The sequence below is a fragment of the Lysinibacillus sp. 2017 genome (genome assembly GCF_003073375.1).
Lineage (GTDB): Bacteria > Bacillota > Bacilli > Bacillales_A > Planococcaceae > Solibacillus.
This window is the reverse complement of the sequence record NZ_CP029002.1, coordinates 1,204,290-1,222,785: the sequence shown is the minus strand read 5'-3', so window position 1 is coordinate 1,222,785 and position 18,496 is coordinate 1,204,290. Positions and strand designations below refer to the sequence as shown.

Annotated in this window: 17 protein-coding genes and 1 riboswitch; of the genes, 1 reads left to right on the top strand and 16 read right to left on the bottom strand. The window is 36.8% G+C overall.

Annotated features, from left to right (window positions below):
* Positions 1-10: 10 nt before the first annotated feature.
* From DCE79_RS05565 to DCE79_RS05555, 3 genes are all read right to left on the bottom strand, one after another.
* On the bottom strand, positions 11-1,132 hold the full coding sequence (locus DCE79_RS05565; protein WP_234417341.1) for an ABC transporter: 1,122 nt from the start codon (positions 1,130-1,132) through the stop codon (positions 11-13).
* 145 nt (positions 1,133-1,277) lie between these two features.
* A complete protein-coding gene (gene glnA / locus DCE79_RS05560) occupies positions 1,278-2,636 on the bottom strand; it encodes a type I glutamate--ammonia ligase (protein WP_108712121.1) in 1,359 nt (452 codons plus the stop codon).
* Between the two features lie 27 nt (positions 2,637-2,663).
* Positions 2,664-3,059, bottom strand: coding sequence for a MerR family transcriptional regulator (locus tag DCE79_RS05555; RefSeq protein WP_108712120.1), 396 nt, complete (start codon positions 3,057-3,059; stop codon positions 2,664-2,666).
* Between the two features lie 497 nt (positions 3,060-3,556).
* Here DCE79_RS05555 and DCE79_RS05550 point away from each other — a divergent pair, with 497 nt between their 5' ends.
* Complete coding sequence (locus DCE79_RS05550) at positions 3,557-4,414, top strand: YitT family protein (protein ID WP_108712119.1); 858 nt, start codon at positions 3,557-3,559, stop codon at positions 4,412-4,414.
* A gap of 45 nt (positions 4,415-4,459) precedes the next feature.
* On the opposite strand, the gene brnQ is transcribed toward DCE79_RS05550, so the two are convergent.
* From brnQ to DCE79_RS05485, 13 genes are all read right to left on the bottom strand, one after another.
* Entirely contained in the window at positions 4,460-5,794 is a 1,335-nt protein-coding gene (brnQ, locus tag DCE79_RS05545; RefSeq protein ID WP_108712118.1) for a branched-chain amino acid transport system II carrier protein, read from the bottom strand.
* 255 nt (positions 5,795-6,049) lie between these two features.
* Positions 6,050-6,628, bottom strand: a complete 579-nt coding sequence (locus DCE79_RS05540) for an ECF transporter S component (RefSeq protein ID WP_108712117.1) — start codon at positions 6,626-6,628, stop codon at positions 6,050-6,052.
* A 248-nt stretch (positions 6,629-6,876) separates the two neighbouring features.
* A riboswitch (FMN riboswitch) is annotated at positions 6,877-7,051 on the bottom strand.
* Positions 7,052-7,148: 97 nt separating this feature from the next.
* Positions 7,149-8,345, bottom strand: coding sequence for a hypothetical protein (locus tag DCE79_RS05535; RefSeq protein ID WP_108712116.1), 1,197 nt, complete (start codon positions 8,343-8,345; stop codon positions 7,149-7,151).
* The gene (locus tag DCE79_RS05530) at positions 8,342-8,875 is read right to left on the bottom strand and encodes a sigma-70 family RNA polymerase sigma factor (RefSeq protein WP_108712115.1); all 534 of its coding nucleotides are present in this window, start codon (positions 8,873-8,875) and stop codon (positions 8,342-8,344) included. Before DCE79_RS05530 ends, DCE79_RS05535 begins: the two co-directional genes overlap by 4 nt.
* Positions 8,876-9,066: 191 nt before the next feature.
* Positions 9,067-10,842: an ATP-binding protein gene (locus DCE79_RS05525; RefSeq protein ID WP_108712114.1), complete on the bottom strand. Its 1,776-nt coding sequence runs from the start codon at positions 10,840-10,842 to the stop codon at positions 9,067-9,069.
* Entirely contained in the window at positions 10,835-11,551 is a 717-nt protein-coding gene (locus DCE79_RS05520; protein ID WP_108712113.1) for a response regulator transcription factor, read from the bottom strand. The genes DCE79_RS05525 and DCE79_RS05520 overlap by 8 nt, the downstream gene beginning before the upstream one ends.
* A 217-nt stretch (positions 11,552-11,768) precedes the next feature.
* Positions 11,769-12,953, bottom strand: a complete 1,185-nt coding sequence (gene ccsB, locus DCE79_RS05515; RefSeq protein ID WP_108712112.1) for a c-type cytochrome biogenesis protein CcsB — start codon at positions 12,951-12,953, stop codon at positions 11,769-11,771.
* The gene (locus DCE79_RS05510) at positions 12,950-14,608 is read right to left on the bottom strand and encodes a cytochrome c biogenesis protein ResB (protein ID WP_108712111.1); all 1,659 of its coding nucleotides are present in this window, start codon (positions 14,606-14,608) and stop codon (positions 12,950-12,952) included. Before DCE79_RS05510 ends, ccsB begins: the two co-directional genes overlap by 4 nt.
* Before the next feature lie 13 nt (positions 14,609-14,621).
* Complete coding sequence (gene resA / locus DCE79_RS05505; protein WP_108712110.1) at positions 14,622-15,155, bottom strand: thiol-disulfide oxidoreductase ResA; 534 nt, start codon at positions 15,153-15,155, stop codon at positions 14,622-14,624.
* 104 nt (positions 15,156-15,259) lie between these two features.
* The gene (locus DCE79_RS05500; protein WP_108712109.1) at positions 15,260-15,994 is read right to left on the bottom strand and encodes a pseudouridine synthase; all 735 of its coding nucleotides are present in this window, start codon (positions 15,992-15,994) and stop codon (positions 15,260-15,262) included.
* A gap of 173 nt (positions 15,995-16,167) precedes the next feature.
* Positions 16,168-17,142 carry a D-alanyl-D-alanine carboxypeptidase family protein gene (locus tag DCE79_RS05495; protein WP_234417340.1) on the bottom strand — a complete coding sequence of 325 codons (975 nt, stop codon included), beginning with the start codon at positions 17,140-17,142 and terminating at the stop codon, positions 16,168-16,170.
* A 12-nt stretch (positions 17,143-17,154) separates the two neighbouring features.
* Positions 17,155-17,742, bottom strand: a complete 588-nt coding sequence (scpB, locus tag DCE79_RS05490; protein ID WP_108712108.1) for an SMC-Scp complex subunit ScpB — start codon at positions 17,740-17,742, stop codon at positions 17,155-17,157.
* The gene (locus DCE79_RS05485; protein WP_108712107.1) at positions 17,711-18,493 is read right to left on the bottom strand and encodes a segregation/condensation protein A; all 783 of its coding nucleotides are present in this window, start codon (positions 18,491-18,493) and stop codon (positions 17,711-17,713) included. The genes scpB and DCE79_RS05485 overlap by 32 nt, the downstream gene beginning before the upstream one ends.
* Positions 18,494-18,496 lie beyond the last annotated feature (3 nt).

Genomic DNA, 18,496 nt, shown 5'->3' with positions numbered 1-18,496 from the left:
TCTATCCCTCCTACGCCCTTTTGATTTTCCCTGTTGAGAAGAATGTTTTTATGACGAACAGCATCAATATTATACACACGATAATAATGAGCATTCCTACATTCATCGTAATATCAACAGATTTTTCTAAGTCAACTGGCATGCCACTTAAAATTTCGTTGAAATTCATAAAATTGAATGGATTATAAGGGAACATGCTAATAAGTGACGGGAAAATCATTGGTAAAAAGAACAGTATAAAGTGGACAAATAACGTTAAGTACATGTTTTTTAATAATACATTTAAAATAATCGACAGCAACATGACAAACACTGAAATAATGATCATATAGCCCACACATAATGCGATATATTGAATGCTTGAAATAAGTGTAGCGTCTCCTAAATATGCTCTCACTGGCTCTAAAAGATCACCTAGTCCATTTTTCAATAACGGTATAGCACTAACAAAAATCAGTGCGATAAAGGCAATAACGTATAAAAAGGCAATGATACATTTCGATATAATGTAATGGTCAAAACGTACGGGATACCCTTTAATAATACTAGAGTGCTCGAAATCGTCGAGCAAAATAGAGCTCGTATAAAAACTGATAAATATGTACCATCCCGCCCCAATTAGACTAAATATAAATAATAAAAACGGTATGTATTGAGATAAATTGCTAATCGTACTCTTATCTTCATCCATCATCTTTTTAAAATATAAATAATTCAACGTATTTTGTAGTTTCGAAGGCAATAATATCGCGACCTTCTCGTATTCTTCCATTTCAAATGCTTCTTGTCTTAACTTAGCAATATTAAATGCACCCTCATAATATAATCCATAATCTTCTACGGTTAATCCCGCAATTTGAAGCGCAATGGCACTTTTCTGACGGGTTAAATTTTTATATAATTCACTTCCATCCCCGCCTTCTGAGGCATCCTTCACTTGGAACTTCGATAAAATCGCCTGCGCATGATAATAATCACTCTTCTTTTCGGCAATTTGTTCGCCGACTTCCTGTGCTTTTATGAAAAACATACAACCAAACACAATGACAATAACAGCTAGTAGCGCGACAAGGTTTTTACGGTTCGATCGTTCGATTAATAACCCGACTTTTAATGCTTGAAACACACTCATCTCCCTTTCTATCTAAATTTCACTAATTACTATATATATCCCTCTTTTAGTAATCATTTACTCTATTAGAATAATCTAATTATTAAAAATTTACAAATAACGTAAAAAAAAGCTAGAGCTACATGAGCTCTAGCTTTTTGAATGATCAAAACATCTTCAAGTATTGATCACGCTCCCACTGCGTAACTGTTGTTCTAAACATATCAAACTCTATTTCTTTTGCTTCTTTGAAGTTTGCATAAATATGATCACCTAACGCATCAATAATGACTTGATCTTTTGCTAATGTTGCTAACGCTGCATCTAAAGAACCTGGTAGACTATCGATTCCGTTTGCCGCGCGTTCTTCTGTGTTCATCACGTAGATGTTGCGGTCTACTGGAGCTGGGGGCTCGATTTCACTTTTCACGCCATCTAAACCAGCAGCTAAAATAACTGCCATTGCTAAGTAAGGGTTCGCCGATGGGTCAACTGAACGTAATTCGATACGAGTAGAAAGTCCACGAGAAGCCGGGATACGAATTAATGGTGAACGGTTTTGCGCTGACCATGCCACATAACATGGAGCTTCATACCCTGGTACTAAACGCTTATAAGAGTTTACAGTTGGGTTCGTTACCGCAGTGAACCCTTGTACGTGTTTTAATACACCCGCCATGAAGTTTTTCGCTGTTTTTGATAATTGTAATTCTGAACCTTCATCCCAGAATGCGTTTTTATCACCCTGGAATAAAGATAAGTTGAAATGCATTCCTGAACCGTTTACGCCGAACAATGGTTTTGGCATGAATGTTGCATGTAATCCATGCTTACGCGCAATTGTTTTTACTACTAATTTAAATGTTTGGATATTATCACATGCTTCTACTGCGTTCGCATATTTGAAGTCAATTTCGTGCTGACCTGGTGCAACTTCGTGGTGAGATGCCTCCACTTCAAAGCCCATCTCTTCTAATTCTAGAACAATGTCACGGCGGCAGTTTTCACCAAGGTCTGTCGGTGCTAAGTCGAAGTAGCCACCATCATCATTTAATTCTAATGTTGGTTCTCCTTTTTCATCTAATTTAAATAAGAAGAATTCTGGTTCTGGCCCTAAGTTGAAGTCTGTGAAGCCAAGGTCTTCCATTTCTTTTAACATACGTTTTAAGTTCGAACGAGGGTCTCCTTCAAATGGTGAACCATCAGGACGAGCGATGTCACAAATCAGTCGTGCTACTTTGCCTTTTTCTGCCGTCCAAGGGAAAATCATGAATGTATCTAAATCAGGGCGTAAGTACATGTCAGACTCTTCAATACGAACGAAGCCTTCAATAGAAGAACCATCGAACATCATTTTGTTGTCTAACGCTTTTTCTAACTGACTTACTGGAATTTCAACATTTTTAATGGTACCTAAAATATCCGTAAATTGTAGACGAATAAACTTAACATTTTTGTCTAAAACGATTTTTTTGATATCCTCTTTTGTTAATTTGCTTGTTCCTTTTACCACTGTATTTGTCATACTTCAACACTCTCCTTTTTTTGGTCACTACTCACTTTTATATTGAAAGAAACGCGATAAATCGCCTTGACGTAGCGAAGTTTTTTTTGTCGCCTGCGCCTGCTGCATTTCTTCTCGCAGGATTGCGCGTAACTCTGCATCTGATATCTGTACTGTGTCAGAACTTCTAACATAATTATCTTTTCGCATAGCGAACACTTTTTTTATCCCCGCCATATTAATGCCTTGATCGAGCAATTCTCGAATTTCTAAAAGCGCATCAATGTCATCTAAAGAAAACATTCTTCTGTTCCCTTCCGATCTAGCAGGGACAATTAGTTCATGTTCTTCGTAGTAGCGAATTTGTCTGGCCGTTAATTCAGTTAATTGCATGACCATACTAATCGGCAATAACGGCATTGCTCTTCGAAACTCTCGACTCATCATCTCGCCCCCTTCCTTAATCCATACTTTAAATCAATGTAAGGTACTTTGTCAATTCAATGTTATAAAAACTAACATACATTTTTTAGATCACTTTCATCTCATAATTCGAACATTTTCTACCAATAAAAAATATTCTATGTTAGCTTTCCATACAAAAAAACCGCATACTACACAATTCACGTAGCATACAGTTTCATTTATTACAATTACTCATTAATTCCACGTTAGGATCATCCGCTCAAATAAACCGTTTTTTCAACCGAATACAAATAGTCCTACAAGCTAATCAAAACTCCTTCATATATTATTTTTTGAATTTTCTCTATAAAATATCTATATTTTTTACCTAAAAGGGAATAACATATTAGATAAGTAGCAATTATACGTTATTCTTATTTTTTATTCCCTAAATTCAAATTAATTAGGGCCAAGGAAAAGAAATTCAGTCATTATTCATGTATAATTATAAACAACAAGGAATTAGGGGGAAATTTATGGCTAAGCAAAGTATCACAAAATCTTTAAGCGAAAAATTCATCATCATTATCGGTGGTTTAATCGCTGCTTACGGTTTAGAGGCCGTGTTAATCCCAAACAACGTATCGGATGGTGGCGTTACCGGGATTAGTATCGTAATCTCACAAATAACACCGCTTCCATTAGGAATACTTATCGCAATTCTTAACATTCCATTTATTTATCTAGGCTATAAACAAATCGGAAAAAGCTTCGCAATTAATTCAGTCATTGGGATTGTATCATTATCAGTCGGTACTTCATTAATGCACCACGTCACTACGATTATCGAAGGTGACGCATTACTCATAACGGTTGTCGGTGGTATTATTATAGGTATCGGTATGGGTCTTGCACTACGTAACGGTGGTGCGTTAGACGGCATCGATATGCTTGCAGTATTGTTATCTAGAAAACTTCCATTTGGAACAAGTGATTTAATCCTATTTTTAAACTTCTTCGTCTTCATCGTTGTATCATTCGTATTCGGCTTTAAAGGTGCATTACTTTCAGCGATCGCCTATTTCATCGCATCAAAAGTAATCCATATCGTCGAAGAAGGTTTAAGCGGTTCAAAATCATTTAAAATCATTACAAATGAACCTGTAAAAATGGTTGAAACTATCCGCGATCGTTTGGGTCGTAGTGCTACATTCAACACAGTTCAAGGTGCTTATTCAAATCAAGATTTCAAAGAAATTACATGTGTAATTAACCGTCTTGAAGAAAGCAAAATGAAAACAATTATCCGTGAAATTGACCCTAATGCCTTCGTTACAATTTACGAAGTTGTAGAAGTTAAAGGCGGAAACTTCAAGAAAAAAAATGTTCATTAAAAACAAAAGCGCTAGCAGCATAAATTTATGCTGCTAGCGCTCTTTTTATTTTTTCGTCGGAATAAGTAAACCTACTAAAACCCCAACAACCGCCGGAACTATCCACCCTAATCCAATTGAATACAGTGGTAAATACTGCGCATAAAAGTCTGCAACTTCCGTTAAGAAACCTACTTCAAATGTTGGTACACTCGCAACTAATGCATTATAACCATCAATTAAACTAATAAAGAATGTCAATAAAATAGCTACTGCAAATACGCTTTGTTTATAGTTAAATAGCGGTCCTACTAACGCTAAAATAATCAACACAATCGCCAGTGGGTATAAGAACATTAACACTGGAACTGCATACGTAATGATATTTGTTAAACCTACGTTCGCAATTGTAAATGATACAACACATAAAATGACTACAAACGCCTTGTAACTCACTTTCGGGAACACTTCATGGAAAAATTCACTACATGCCGTAATTAAGCCAATACTTGTTTTCAAACAAGCTAACACGATAATGATCGCTAGTAAAATTGCCCCGTACGAACCAAAATAATGATCCGCAACCGCCGCAAAAATTTGACCACCATTATCAAATGTACCAATTGCCGTTACACTTGATGCACCCATATACGCAATTAAGCCGTAAATCAGCATCATTAGCGCCATTGCAAAGACACCCGATTTTAATGTCGCTTTAGCGATTTCTTTTTTATCCGTCACACCTGTACGTTTAATCGCATTGATGACAATAATCCCGAATGCAAGCGACGCTAAGGCATCCATCGTATTGTAGCCTTCTTTAAAGCCTGTCATAAACGCTTCGTTAATATAGTTACCTGCGGGTTCTACAAAGCTACCCATCGGTGATAGTAAACTAATACCTATTAATACAAATAGAAAAATTAAAAACGCCGGTGTTAAATATTTGCCGATAATGTCCATAATCTTCGCTGGATTTAAAGAGAAATAAAACACAACTGCAAAGAACACAAAACTAAATACCGCAAGCCAAAGTGTCGCTTGTGATGGATCAATAAACGGCTCAAACCCAACAACGAACGGTACTGTTGCAGTACGAGGAATCGCAAAGAAGGGCCCAATTGTTAAATAAAGTGCTAATGCAAACACAACCCCAAACACTGGGTGTACTTTCGAAGCTAAATCTCTTAACCCATTACTTCCTGATAAGCCAATTGCTAATATCCCTAAAAACGGCAAACCAATTGCAGTTACTAAAAAGCCAATTAACGCGAACCAATAATTCGTTCCTGCTAATTGCCCCATTTGGATTGGGAAAATTAAATTTCCTGCACCAAAGAACATACCAAACAGCATTGTACCAATGACTGCGTATGTTGAAAATGGTATTTTTTTGTCCATATCCGTCTCTCCTAAGATGTAATTTGCCACGTTGTCCATTTGACGAAATAGACCGATTTTTCACAACAATGTACACTATGATAGCAGTCCTACGAAAGGATTACAATACTTTCTTTTCTAAGAACAAAAGCGCTGAAGCGTCCGTTTAATTATTTAAAAGTTATCCACACTACGAAGGATTTATAATTTCCTTAAAAATAAAAAAGACTATACCGCAAAATACATTTTACAGTACAGTCCCCTTCATTCTATTTTTTACGCCATATATTGGCGACGTTGATTTTCAATCCATACACGCATCGTACGATAAAGCATTGTAACAACAACGAGCATCATGATTCCTTTTACGATGTTGAACGGTAAAATACCTAACACAACCGTTTCATACATATCAAATTGCGGCATTCCTAATAAATACGTATACATTGGTAAAAACGCAATATAATTTAATACTGCCATACCGACCGACATTACGATTGTAGAAATGACTAAACCTGTCATTAACCCTTTTACTGAAGGGAACTTTTTATAAATGTAATACGCAGGGAAAATAAATAACACACCTGTTACAAAGTTTGCCATGTGACCAACAGGAATTCCTTCTGGTGCACCTGTATAAACCCAGTCTAATACATTTTTAATGAGTTCTACTAAAATACCTGCAACGGGTCCCATAGTAATCGCCGCAATTAAAGCTGGCACATCACTAAAATCAATTTGCAAAAATGCTGGGAACCACGGTAATGGGAAGTTCAATAACATTAGAATAAATGAAATCCCACTTAACATTCCGACCGTTACGAATGAACGTAACTTCAAAGTTTGTTTCTTCATACTAAAATCTCTCCTCATTGCTGATTCTATCTCGCAAGAAGAAAGGACGATCCCATTCAATTCATGAAAAAACCCTTATGCTCGTTTTGCATAAGGGAGAAATAGGCACACTTAAATAGAGGTCTATCCGTGGATTTGTAGCAATTAAGTCTCCTAAAATTTATAGTGCTCAAAAAAGCGCTATTTTATAAGAAACATAAAATTGGTACTACAAAAAACACGACATTTTCATAAAATGACGACCGTACCTTCATCTTCTCCCATCCAGACTATACTGTCGGCTTTGGAATTTCACCAAATCCTGCACACAAAAGTGGCTCGCGGGCTCGAAAAGCTTTTACGCAACGTCCTCCAAGTAAATGGTCAGTCGTTGACACTTTTATTACCGCCGATCGGGAATTGCACCCTGCCCCGAAGATGAATCAATATTAAATTTTATAGCAATACTTCGCTACAACTTCTATTATAAATTAAAAATAGGAATTGTAAAGACAACTGTCCGACAATCCCTATAATTTCGTTATTCATTAAAAAAATCATATTGTATTAAATTCGCTGAAATTGGTTTTTCGAGTGGCTTCGTAAAATCAAATCCCTTCCACTCTACCGGTTGCATATTTTTAAACTGCACTTGCTTATCAAAGCTTGCCGCTGTTAATAATATCCCTTCAATCATCCGCATTGCTTGCATGGAATCATAGCTTTCTAGATCAACCGTTTGATCAAAAGTAATCACTACTTGCTCGTTTTCTACTTTTGTTTGAAAAGTCACATCAGGAAGTATAACGGTTTGATAAATATCATTGGCTTCTGTCGTCATATTTTTAAGAGCCTCTTCAACATTCGTGTAGCTCATTCTGAAATTCGGACTCAAATAAATTGAGCTATCACGCTTTTGGTAAGCAAAATAGTTATAATGCGTGGAGGCATCTGTTAATGAAATCGGCTGTGTCATTTCTCCGAGATTGTCGAAAGTGGCGACATTGCCTTGTTCATCTTGTATCGTTACTTCATTATAGGCATTTCCAAATGTATCGACAAGCATGCCCCTGTAGTTTGAAATAGCGGCAGAACCTAAATCATATGGTCGCTCTTCTGGTACTTGATGGATAAGGCCACCATTTTTTTCTAGTAGCTTTCCTTGTAGTGGATGATATTCATTGAATCCGAGTGCCTGTTCATCAATAAGTGGCGCAAATACTTCATAAAGCTGTAGGGCTGTTGGATTGGGTGTACCAATTTTTTGCTGCACGACATCATTTGGGATTAGAAAACTAACAGGCACACTTTCTGCATCATCACCGGCTAAACCAATTGTAAATAATGTTACGTCAACTAATTGTGATGGGTAAACTAGTGATTGAGCCGCCATACTATCCATCACCTTTTCCATAGACATTGTACGGCTTTCACTAGTTGCCATTTCTTCTTTTGATTGTGCTTCTAACTCATAAGAATCAGCCGTTTCATCCTGAATAGAATTTCCTGATAGTTGTGTTGCAATAACCACAATAATAAATAGTGCTGCCAATGAAGCGATTAAGGGCAGCCAACGAATTCCCTTTTTTCGTTTTCCTTCTATTTTTACGGGTTCGTCTAAAAATAATCCTTCACTTTGTAATCGCTGAAAAACTTCCTCTTTCGTTCGATGGTCTTTTTGTTTAGGCGCTTTAGTTAAAAGAGATTCAATACTTTCTTCATCCCAATCTTTTTTCATTTTGAATTTGCCCCCTTCCCATCGATGCTCTCCATTATTTGGCGTAAGTTTTTCAGTGCGCGATGTTGTGTAGTCTTTACCTTTGCTACTGTCCACCCTAAAATTTCAGCTGTTTCTTGAACCGATAATTCCTGTATATAACGCATGATAACAACCATTTTTTGATCTCCAGAACATTCTTCTAATGCAATTAATAATTCTCTTAATTGGTCATTAATTTCTGTAAATTGTTCTGGCGTCGGCATTGTCGAGACAAGTTGCTCTGTCTCCCAATCAAATGTAGTGAATGAATGCTTATCACGTATTTGCTTTTTTCGAAAATGATCAATGGCTATATTCTTAGCAATGGAAAAAAGCCATGTTTTTTCGCTACTCTTGCCTTCAAATCGCTCATACGACCTCAGTACACGCACATACACTTCATGCGAAAGGTCTTCTGCAACCGAACGATTTTTTATTAAATAAAACAAAAAATTAAAAACATCTTGATGATACGTATCGTACAATCGATGGAAAATGGCCTGTTGCACCCATTCCACCTCCGTTCTATTAATTTGTCGTTTTTCAACCTAAAAAGTTACAAAGCACTTCAATCAGATTAGTAAAATAGGAGCTATTCTGTAAGTCATGACCAACAGGATAGCTCCCCACTTTCTTTATAAAATTCAACATAAATTGAAACTTCAATCCGTGATGTTTCTTCCTCAACCACGGATTGATTCTAAGCTAAAGGCAAGTAAAATGTGAATGTTGTGCCTTGTTGTTCGATACTATCAACTGAAATCGAACCATTATGTGCTTCAACGATATTTTTCGTGATTGCTAAACCTAGGCCAGTCCCACCTTTTGAACGTGTACGAGCTTTATCAGCTTTATAAAAACGTTCAAATACATAAGGAAGATCATCTTTAGGAATACCTTGACCCGTATCACTCACTTGAATTTTAGCGAAATTTTGTTCACTCACAACCGAAACCGTTACCGAGCCTTCCGTTGAAGTATGACGGATTGCATTATCAATTAGATTCGTCAATACTTGTTCGATTCGATCTTCATCTATTGGGATAAGTAATTCAGGTGGAATTTTCGTTTCAAAATACAATGTCACATGTTTTTCTTTCGCTGCTTGATCAAATTTATGCGTCATTCGTTCAATAACTGAAACGAGTGGCACATCATCTTTATACAGTCTCATATGACCTGATTCCATCCGTGCTAAATCAAGTAAATCCGTTACAAGTCGACCCATACGCTGTGACTCGTCATAAATGACACGAATCATATCGTTACGGTCTTCCTCGGTCGTAACAATCCCATCAATGATTGCTTCTGAATAACCTTGTAGCATCGCAATCGGTGTACGTAATTCATGCGAAACATTGGCAATAAAATCGGATTTCAACTTTTCTAACTTGGTTTCCTCCGTTTTATCTCGAATAACCGCTATCGCACCACGGATAGCATCTCCACTATAAAGCGGGCTTATCGTAATGCTGTAATACGATTTTCCAAGTGCTAATTCTTCATCAATTTGATCTTCAAATGATAAAACATGATCTAACATTTCATACAGTTCAACTGGAATTGGCTTTGAGCTATCTAAACCTTTCTCAACAAACCATTTTTGCAATAAGCGTTCTGCTGGTGGATTACTTAGTAAAATCGTTTTATCGCGGTTAAACGTAATAACAGCATCTGTCATAGAGGTTAAAATACTCGATAGTTGCTCTTTTTCTTGGTTGATTACTTCTAAATGATGCTTTAACTGACGTCCCATTTGGTTGAAGGCTACGGCAAGTTGACCAATTTCGTCATTTTGCTTCGTATCCAATTTTGCATCAAAACGTCCCTTCGCAAGTTCAAATGCATGTTCTCGCATTTTACGTAGTGGTGATGTGATTTTTGACGATAAGAAAAAGGCGAAGATTGTTGTCAGTACAATTGCAATGGCTGCAGCAAAAACAACAATTTTCGTCGTTTGTTTGCTCGCCTCGTGAATGGCATCTGGATTTTTATAAATAAATACTGCGCCATGCGTCGCGTCTTCACTTTTTAATGGGAACCCGAGCACGATATAAGAATTCATGCGATCCGGATCTTTATTGGATGGAAGCAAAAGTTCTTTCACAATTGGTTTTTCTGTTTCATAAACTTTTTCAAACGATTTATTTGAAATAATTTTCTGTTGGATTGGCTTTTCATTTACGCCTTGTTGATCAGCAAAAATAACTTCATTTGAATTCTTTGCTACAAGTGCGTTTGTCGTCTCCGATAATAGTTCAGAGATAATCGCAAATTTCTTCTCATCTAGTGCTTCATCATCCACAATAGTGGCAATGACTGCCGCCGTTTGACGAAGCGACTCTTCTGTTTGTTCATTATGATACTTTTCTAAAAACTCCAGCATAAAAATCGTGAAAATAAATAAGACAAAGGAAACGAGAAGCAAAATGGTTACCCACAGCTTCCCGACAATGCTTGTTGCTATTCTAATCATTTACAACCTCGAATTTATAGCCTACGCCCCATACGGTTACGATCATTTTGGCCGCATTTTCAGAAACACGGTTTAATTTTTCACGTAAGCGTTTTACGTGCGTATCAACTGTACGTAGGTCGCCGAAGAAATCATAGTGCCATACTTCTTTTAAAAGCTGTTCACGGTCAAATACTTTATCCGGTGCCTTGGCTAGAAAATAAAGTAATTCATACTCTTTTGGTGTTAAGTTTACTTCAGTGCCATCTGCAGTGACACGGTGTGCATCATGATCGATTGTCAAATGTGGGAATACGACTAAATCTTTTGAAGAAGATGCACTTGATACAGGTGAAAATACAGCAGAACGACGTAAAATTGCCTTTACGCGTAAAACAACTTCACGTGGGCTGAATGGTTTTACGATATAATCGTCTGCACCTAGTTCAAACCCTTGTACACGGTTTGCTTCTTCACCCTTAGCTGTTAATAAAATAATTGGTGTTGTTTTCTTTTCACGTAACTCTTCGCATACTTCTAATCCATCTTTTTCAGGCATCATAATATCTAATAAAATGCAGTGGTAATCTTTTTCAAGAGCCATTGTAAGCGCTTGTTCACCATTCTCTGCCTCATCTACTAAATAACCTTCTCGCTCTAAATACATTTTTAATAAACGACGGATACGATCCTCGTCATCAACGATTAACACAGAAATATTCTCAGACACTGGTGTTACCCCTTTCAACTCTCTATTTCTCTACTCTATTGTACCTTTTCAGAGCGCAATTGAAAAGAAAAGCTCGACCAAAAACGGTAGAACTTTTCTAATTTTATGATATTTTGTTAATTTTATCGCACTTCAATGGCAGTATTCTAGATTGAATCGCGTAAGAAAAAACAAAGGTGAAGTTTAACTGTCCAAAATCACCCGATTGATAGTAACTTTATGCGTAAGAATGTAAACCTGCAATAACTAAGTTCACAACTACAAGGTTAAAAATGATAATAATCAAGCCAATTACTGTTAACCAAGCTGTCTTTTTTCCTTCCCAACCTTTTGATAAACGTAGGTGAAGGAATGCTGCATAGAATAAGAAAGTAATAAGTGCCCAAACCTCTTTTGGATCCCAACCCCAGAAACGACTCCATGCAATTTGTGCCCAAATCATTGCGAAAATCAGCGCTCCTAGTGTGAAAATTGGGAAACCAATTAATACAGCACGATATGCAATTTCATCCATCAAGGTTGAATTAACACGTTTTACTAATGGTTGAAGCATCGTTGAAATACGTTTTCTAAAGATTAAGCGAATTAAAATGTATAAAATTGTCCCAAATAATAATGACCAAATAACTGTTGTTAATTTACGCGCGTCAATTAATGGTGGTAATTCGGCAAGTGGTGTCATTTTATCTTCAGTAAGTTCGACAAACTCATTCATACCAAAAATTGCAGGCATGTTATATGTCGTTGTGCTTACTTGATCTAACTTATCCACATATTCAAATTTAGCTTCATAGCCCACCACGTTAAATGTAATTGTGGCAATTACGAAACCAATAACTAATACACCAGAATACATCACAACTTCAAACCAAAAACTCTCTTTTGATTTTTCTTTTGTATTTACATTTTTAAGTAAATACACTAATCCAGCAACCGAACTTATTCCCAAAACCGATTGACCAAGTGCAGCTGTAATAACGTGAATCGTTAGCCAGTTACTTTGTAATGATGGTACAAGCGGGCTTACTTCCACTGGGAACATGGCAGCAAAGCTAATGATTAATAAAGCAATTGGCAGTGCCACAACCCCTAAAGCAGCCACTTTGTACATGTAGTAAATAACGATAAATGATAAGACGATGAACATACCGAACGCTGTCGTAAATTCGAACATATTACTTACCGGTGCATGTCCCGTATAAATCCAACGTGTAATAAAGTAACCTAGTTGTGCTAAAAAACCGATAATCGTTACAACAATCGCAAGCTTACCAAACTTGTCAGCACGGCTTGCTGCTGTATCATTCTTTTCCTTAATCGCGCCGCCAAATAAAAATGTACCAACTAAATAACAAAGGAACGCAACGAATAATAAGTTACCGCTTAAATCGATTAAACTCATGAGGTTTTACCATCCTTTTCACTTTCTTCATTTTCCAACTGTTCAGAATCTTGTTGATCCACGTATGCTGGTAAATGTGCATGTGCTGTCAATGCATCTAAATCTTTCTTAATACTGAACCAGTTTTTGTTCGTATGAGCTGCTAAGCGAATTGTACCATCCGTAAGTTCCTCAACCCAAATTCGACGATGATTCCAATAAGATCCGATTGCTACACCAAACATAAAGATGAATCCACCAACGAACAAGATTGGAAGTGTTTTATCCTTACGAACAGTAATCCCTGACATATTACGCGTTTCTACGTTTGAAAACTTCATTTTGTATAAATTTTCGCCATTTGGTTCAAGTGTTTGTTGAATAGCGACAAAGCTTGTCTCCCCTTCAGGCTTTTCTGGTGTTTGCATTTTGAAAATAAATGCTGGATTATTAGGTGTTTGTGTTGCTGTTTGTGGCACACCTTCTTTAAAGCCTGAGAAGTCTGGGTAATAACCCATTAAGTTTACTTTTGAGCCATCTTCTAAAATATATTCATCTTGTGGATTGGTTAAATCAATACTAACCGTTCCTAAAGAGGCTTCTGTTTCTTTATTTGTTAATTCGAAAATCATTGTTTTTAATTCATTTAAACGATAATCCATCTGATACATTGCATACCCTTCATGCTTTAATGGGTAATTTACGCGGATATCGTATTTTTTTATTTCCTCTAAATCATCGGCTTGTCCTGGAACGGCACCGTCTTTTTGTTTATAAAGCGTAACATCTGTTTGGAAGTTTTTCGCAACAACGTTGACACCTTGCTTCAACTGTTCACCTTGAGCAACATTGTCATACGTCTCTAATATGAACTGATCACTTTTTAAGAAATAGCCATCCATACCAGGTATTGCACGCGTTTCACCTTCTCGTAGCCACATTGATTCATCGACATAAAATCCAGGTATTAAGTGAAGTAAAACGCCTATTAAGAATACGATAAGACCGACGTGGTTCACATATGGGCCGTAACGAGAGAAACGACCACGTTCTGCCAATAACGCATTATCTTCACGACGTACATTGTATTTTAAGTCCTTTAATTTTTGCTCAACATTCGTTAACATATCTTCTGACTTTTCCGTAGGTTGTCCTTCAGCAATAACACGTTGACGTTTCATAAAACTATTGTGACGTTTTACACGTTGATTTTTTAACGATTTATGTAATGGGAAACCACGGTCAATACTCGCGATAATGATGGACGTACCTAACATTAATACAAGTATTTGGAACCATAGGGACGAATAAAGATCCGATAAACCTAACGAGTAGTATATTTCACCGAACCAACCATAAACATCCGAATAATACGCTTCTTTCTCTGCGTCAGTGGCTACACTAACATAAAACTCTTGAGGCAAAATTGTACCAATCGATGCTGCTATTAAATTTAAAATAATTAATGTAATCCCAACTTTAACACTTGAGAAAAAATTCCACACTTTATCGATTATCGATTTATTGTAAGTTTTTGAACGGATGGCAGTCCCTTCATAGCGCATGTCTGCAATTTTTTTGTCTTTTTCCTCTGTAGTTAAAGGAGAACCACATTTTTGACAGAGCTTTGTGCCTTCTAAATTTTCATGCCCACATTCACAAAGTATTTTATTCATAGCTTATAAACTCCTATTCCGGCTTAATTGAATCCAAATAGTTCGATATTTGTTGTTCACTCATTTCTCCCGTAACAATACGTTCGATTTCTCCGTCTGGCTTGATGAAAATAGACGTCGGTAGTGGTCCAATATTATAAGCTGTGAATACACTTTTCGTTTTATCAATTGCAACTGGGAACGTCATCCCCATATTTTGAACATATTTTTTTACTTCGAACTCAGATTGCGCAAAGTTTACTGCAATGATTTGAACGCCTTCATGTTTTGACTTTCCATATTGCTTCGTCATCGCTGGAAACTCCCGTTCACATGGTGCACACCAAGTTCCCCAAAAGTTGAGTAGTACACCTTGCCCTTCATAATCTGCTAATCGATGTTTTTCACCGTTTAAATCAACCACTTCAAAATCTGGCGCATCTGCCCCAGCCTTCACGATTTTAACTGTATCCTTTGTTACCGCAGCATAAACTGTATATCCTATAGCTACTGCAAGAACTGCAAGAATAATACCGCGAGTAAAGGAACGTTTTTTCTTTTTTTCCAAACAAAAGACCTCCTTCCTTTCAGCAATCTACTGTTGCCTATTATAGCAAAAAAATACAAATAATTTATGAAGGATTTATGAACGTTTTCCCTACGAGCTTGGTGTTAATCCATTTTCCCTGTTTCCGCTAAAACACGTAATAATTTTACTTCGTGTCTTGTTAATTCACGGTATTCGCCAGCAACTAAACCAGTTAAATCTAAGAAAGCAAAGCGCTCACGTTTTAATTTAACAACTGGTGTACCAATTGCTTCGAACATACGGCGAACTTGACGGTTACGTCCTTCGTGAATTGTAATTTCACAAATTGCCTTGCCCGCACTTTCATCAAAGCTTGTCATGCTTACTTTTGCAGGTGCAGTTTTACCATCTTCTAGCTTAATCCCACTTTGTAATTTCATTAAGCCTTGTTTCGTTGGAATCCCTTTTACACGTGCAATATATGTTTTATCGATTTTAAATTTCGGGTGCGTCATTAAGTTAGAAAATTCACCGTCATTTGTTAATAGTAATAGACCTGTTGTATCATAATCTAAACGTCCTACAGGGAAAATACGTTGGTATACTTTTTTCTTAAAAATATCCGTTACAGTTTTACGGCCTTTATCGTCCGTAACAGCTGAAATATATGCACGTGGTTTATAAAGTAAGAAGTACACTTTGTCTTCTTTTTCTAATTTTACGCCTTCTACTTCAATTTCATCGGTTTCTGAAACCTTAGTTCCTAATTCACGAATGACTTTCCCATTAACTCTTACTTTTCCTTCTACAATTAATTGCTCCGCCTTACGTCTTGATGCAACGCCTGCGTATGCTATAACTTTTTGTAATCTTTCCATAAGTTCACCTCATTGATTGATAGTTTGCAGAAGACGCAAGCTTCTCAGCATTCGACTCTGCAGTTTTTGTAACTGTTGAAAATTATGGCACATGTTGCTCTATTATTAAAGATAATTAACTTTTCTAATAATATGTGCTTTATTACAACGATTAAACATTTTGCAAGGGTAGTTTATTTTCTTACTACCAATTTTGTCATAAGTAATTCATTTTCTACATACACATGCCACACTGCGCGCTTTGAATTGGGGTGTCGAGATAGTTTCACAATGTGGCGTAATTTATTGACCTCTTCTATTTTTAATAGAGCATGCATTGGTTGCGTTATGCGGATCTTTATATTGCCATCCTCATAGGTACCTCTATCGACTACTGTAACGAGTTCATAATCATGTGTAATTTGGTTTGCTAGATTTCGGTGGATGTTCCAATCATTGCCTTCATTTAATGTAACGACAATGAATTGTTTTTGTTCCCGTTCAAAAAAAGTAGCGAGTGTACGTCCTGCTACTTTTGTATAACCAGTCTTCCCACTTACAGCGCCAACATCCTCATGCAACAAACGATGTTTATTTTTCCAAGTAGCCCCTTCTTTGTAGACCTTTGTTGATGCAATTTCTTTAAAATTCGGATTTTGCATGGCAATTTGCAACATTTTAGCAGTATCATATGCCGATGATAGGTGATTTGGATGGTGTAAGCCAGTTGGATTATTGAAGTGTGTTTGTGTTAAGCCATTATTGACCGCTTTTTCATTCATAAGGCGAACAAATCCTTCAACAGAGCCGCCAACATGCTCCGCTAAAGCTGTAGCAGCATCATTTCCCGATTGCATCATTAACCCATGCAATAAATAATCAATCGAATACCATTGCCCTTGCTCTAGATAAATAGACGAACCTTCTATTGAAGCCGCATGTTCAGAAACAAACACTTGTTCAGTTAAGTCACTATGATCCAAAACAACAAGCGCTGTCCAAATTTTAGTTAAACTTGCGATTTCGAGCTGGCTATGTTCATTCGTCCCCATTAATGTCCGACCATTTTGTGCATCCATGACAACAAAGCTACTTCCATTTGCTTCTACATTTCCTGCGAATAAAAAAAACGCAACCCACAAAACAACATACATCAATCCTTTTTTCAACTGGTCACTCCTTTAGTTTTGATTAAACGTTTCTTGGAACTTCGTTAAAAATAAATCAGTTGGTTGCTCATCATCCTGCTCAACTTGATCAGGTAATGGCGGCAATTCTTTAATGTTTTTTAAACCGAAATAATTTAAAAACTCTTTCGTTGTACCGTATAAGATTGCACGGCCTGTTCCTTCTGCACGCCCAACCTCTTGTACTAATGCACGGGATACAAGTGTGGCAATGGGACGTTCACTTTTCACTCCACGTAAATCCTCAACCTCTGCACGTGTGATAGGTTGCTTATAAGCAATAATTGCCAATACTTCAAGTGACGCACTTGTTAATACTTGGTTCGTTGGATTTTCGATTAATTTTTTTAGCGTATCAGACACTTCTGGCTTTGTCGTTAATTGATATGTACCAGCCATATGCTTTAATGTAATGCCACGCTTTTCTTCTTCATTATATTGTGATTGTAGCTCACTTAATCCTGCTTCAATATCCATTGAATCCATATCGATATATTGTGCTAGCTGTTTGACAGTCATTCCTTCATCACCAGCTACGAATAATAATGCCTCAATCTGGCTCAATAATTTGTTCGAGTTCATCGCCAATATCCTCCTTTTGTAACAATACCGTTAAGTCATCGAAGTTTTTTTGTTGTTCAACAAAAACGACTTGGCGCTTCATTAATTCTAAAAGTGTTAAAAAAGTTAAAACAAGTGTTGGTTTATCATCGGCTTCGAAAAGCTGTGAAAAAAACACTTTCCCCCCTGATTTTTTTAGGAAGTTTATAACCGTGCGCATTTGATCTTTTACAGAAATTTCTTGTCTCGCAATTCGTGTTGCTAATGGTTTTTTCAATTGTTTACGACGCATCAGTTTTTGGAAAGCGCTTAACATATCGTATACATTGACGTTTTGGTCAAATAATGCAAGCTGCTCATCTGGCATAAATTCCGATAAATCGGCAGGGGCTTTTGTGAAAACTTGCCCACGTTCGCTTTCTAATTCTTGTAACTGAACGGCTGCTTCTTTATATTTTTTGTATTCAATTAAGCGTGCAACTAATTCTTCACGAGGGTCTGGCTCATCTATTTCTAATTCGGATTCCTCTATCTCACCTTCATTAATCGGGATAAGCATACGACTTTTAATGGCTAGTAATGTTGCTGCCATGACTAAATATTCGCTTGCTTCGTTTAATTCTAATGTTTGCATCGCATGGATATGATCAATATACTGTTCCGTCAGCTCTGCCATCGGAATATCGTATATATCGATTTCCAAACGATGAATTAAATGCAATAATAAATCCAGAGGCCCTGAAAAGGCATCTAGCTTTACTTCATAAGACATTTT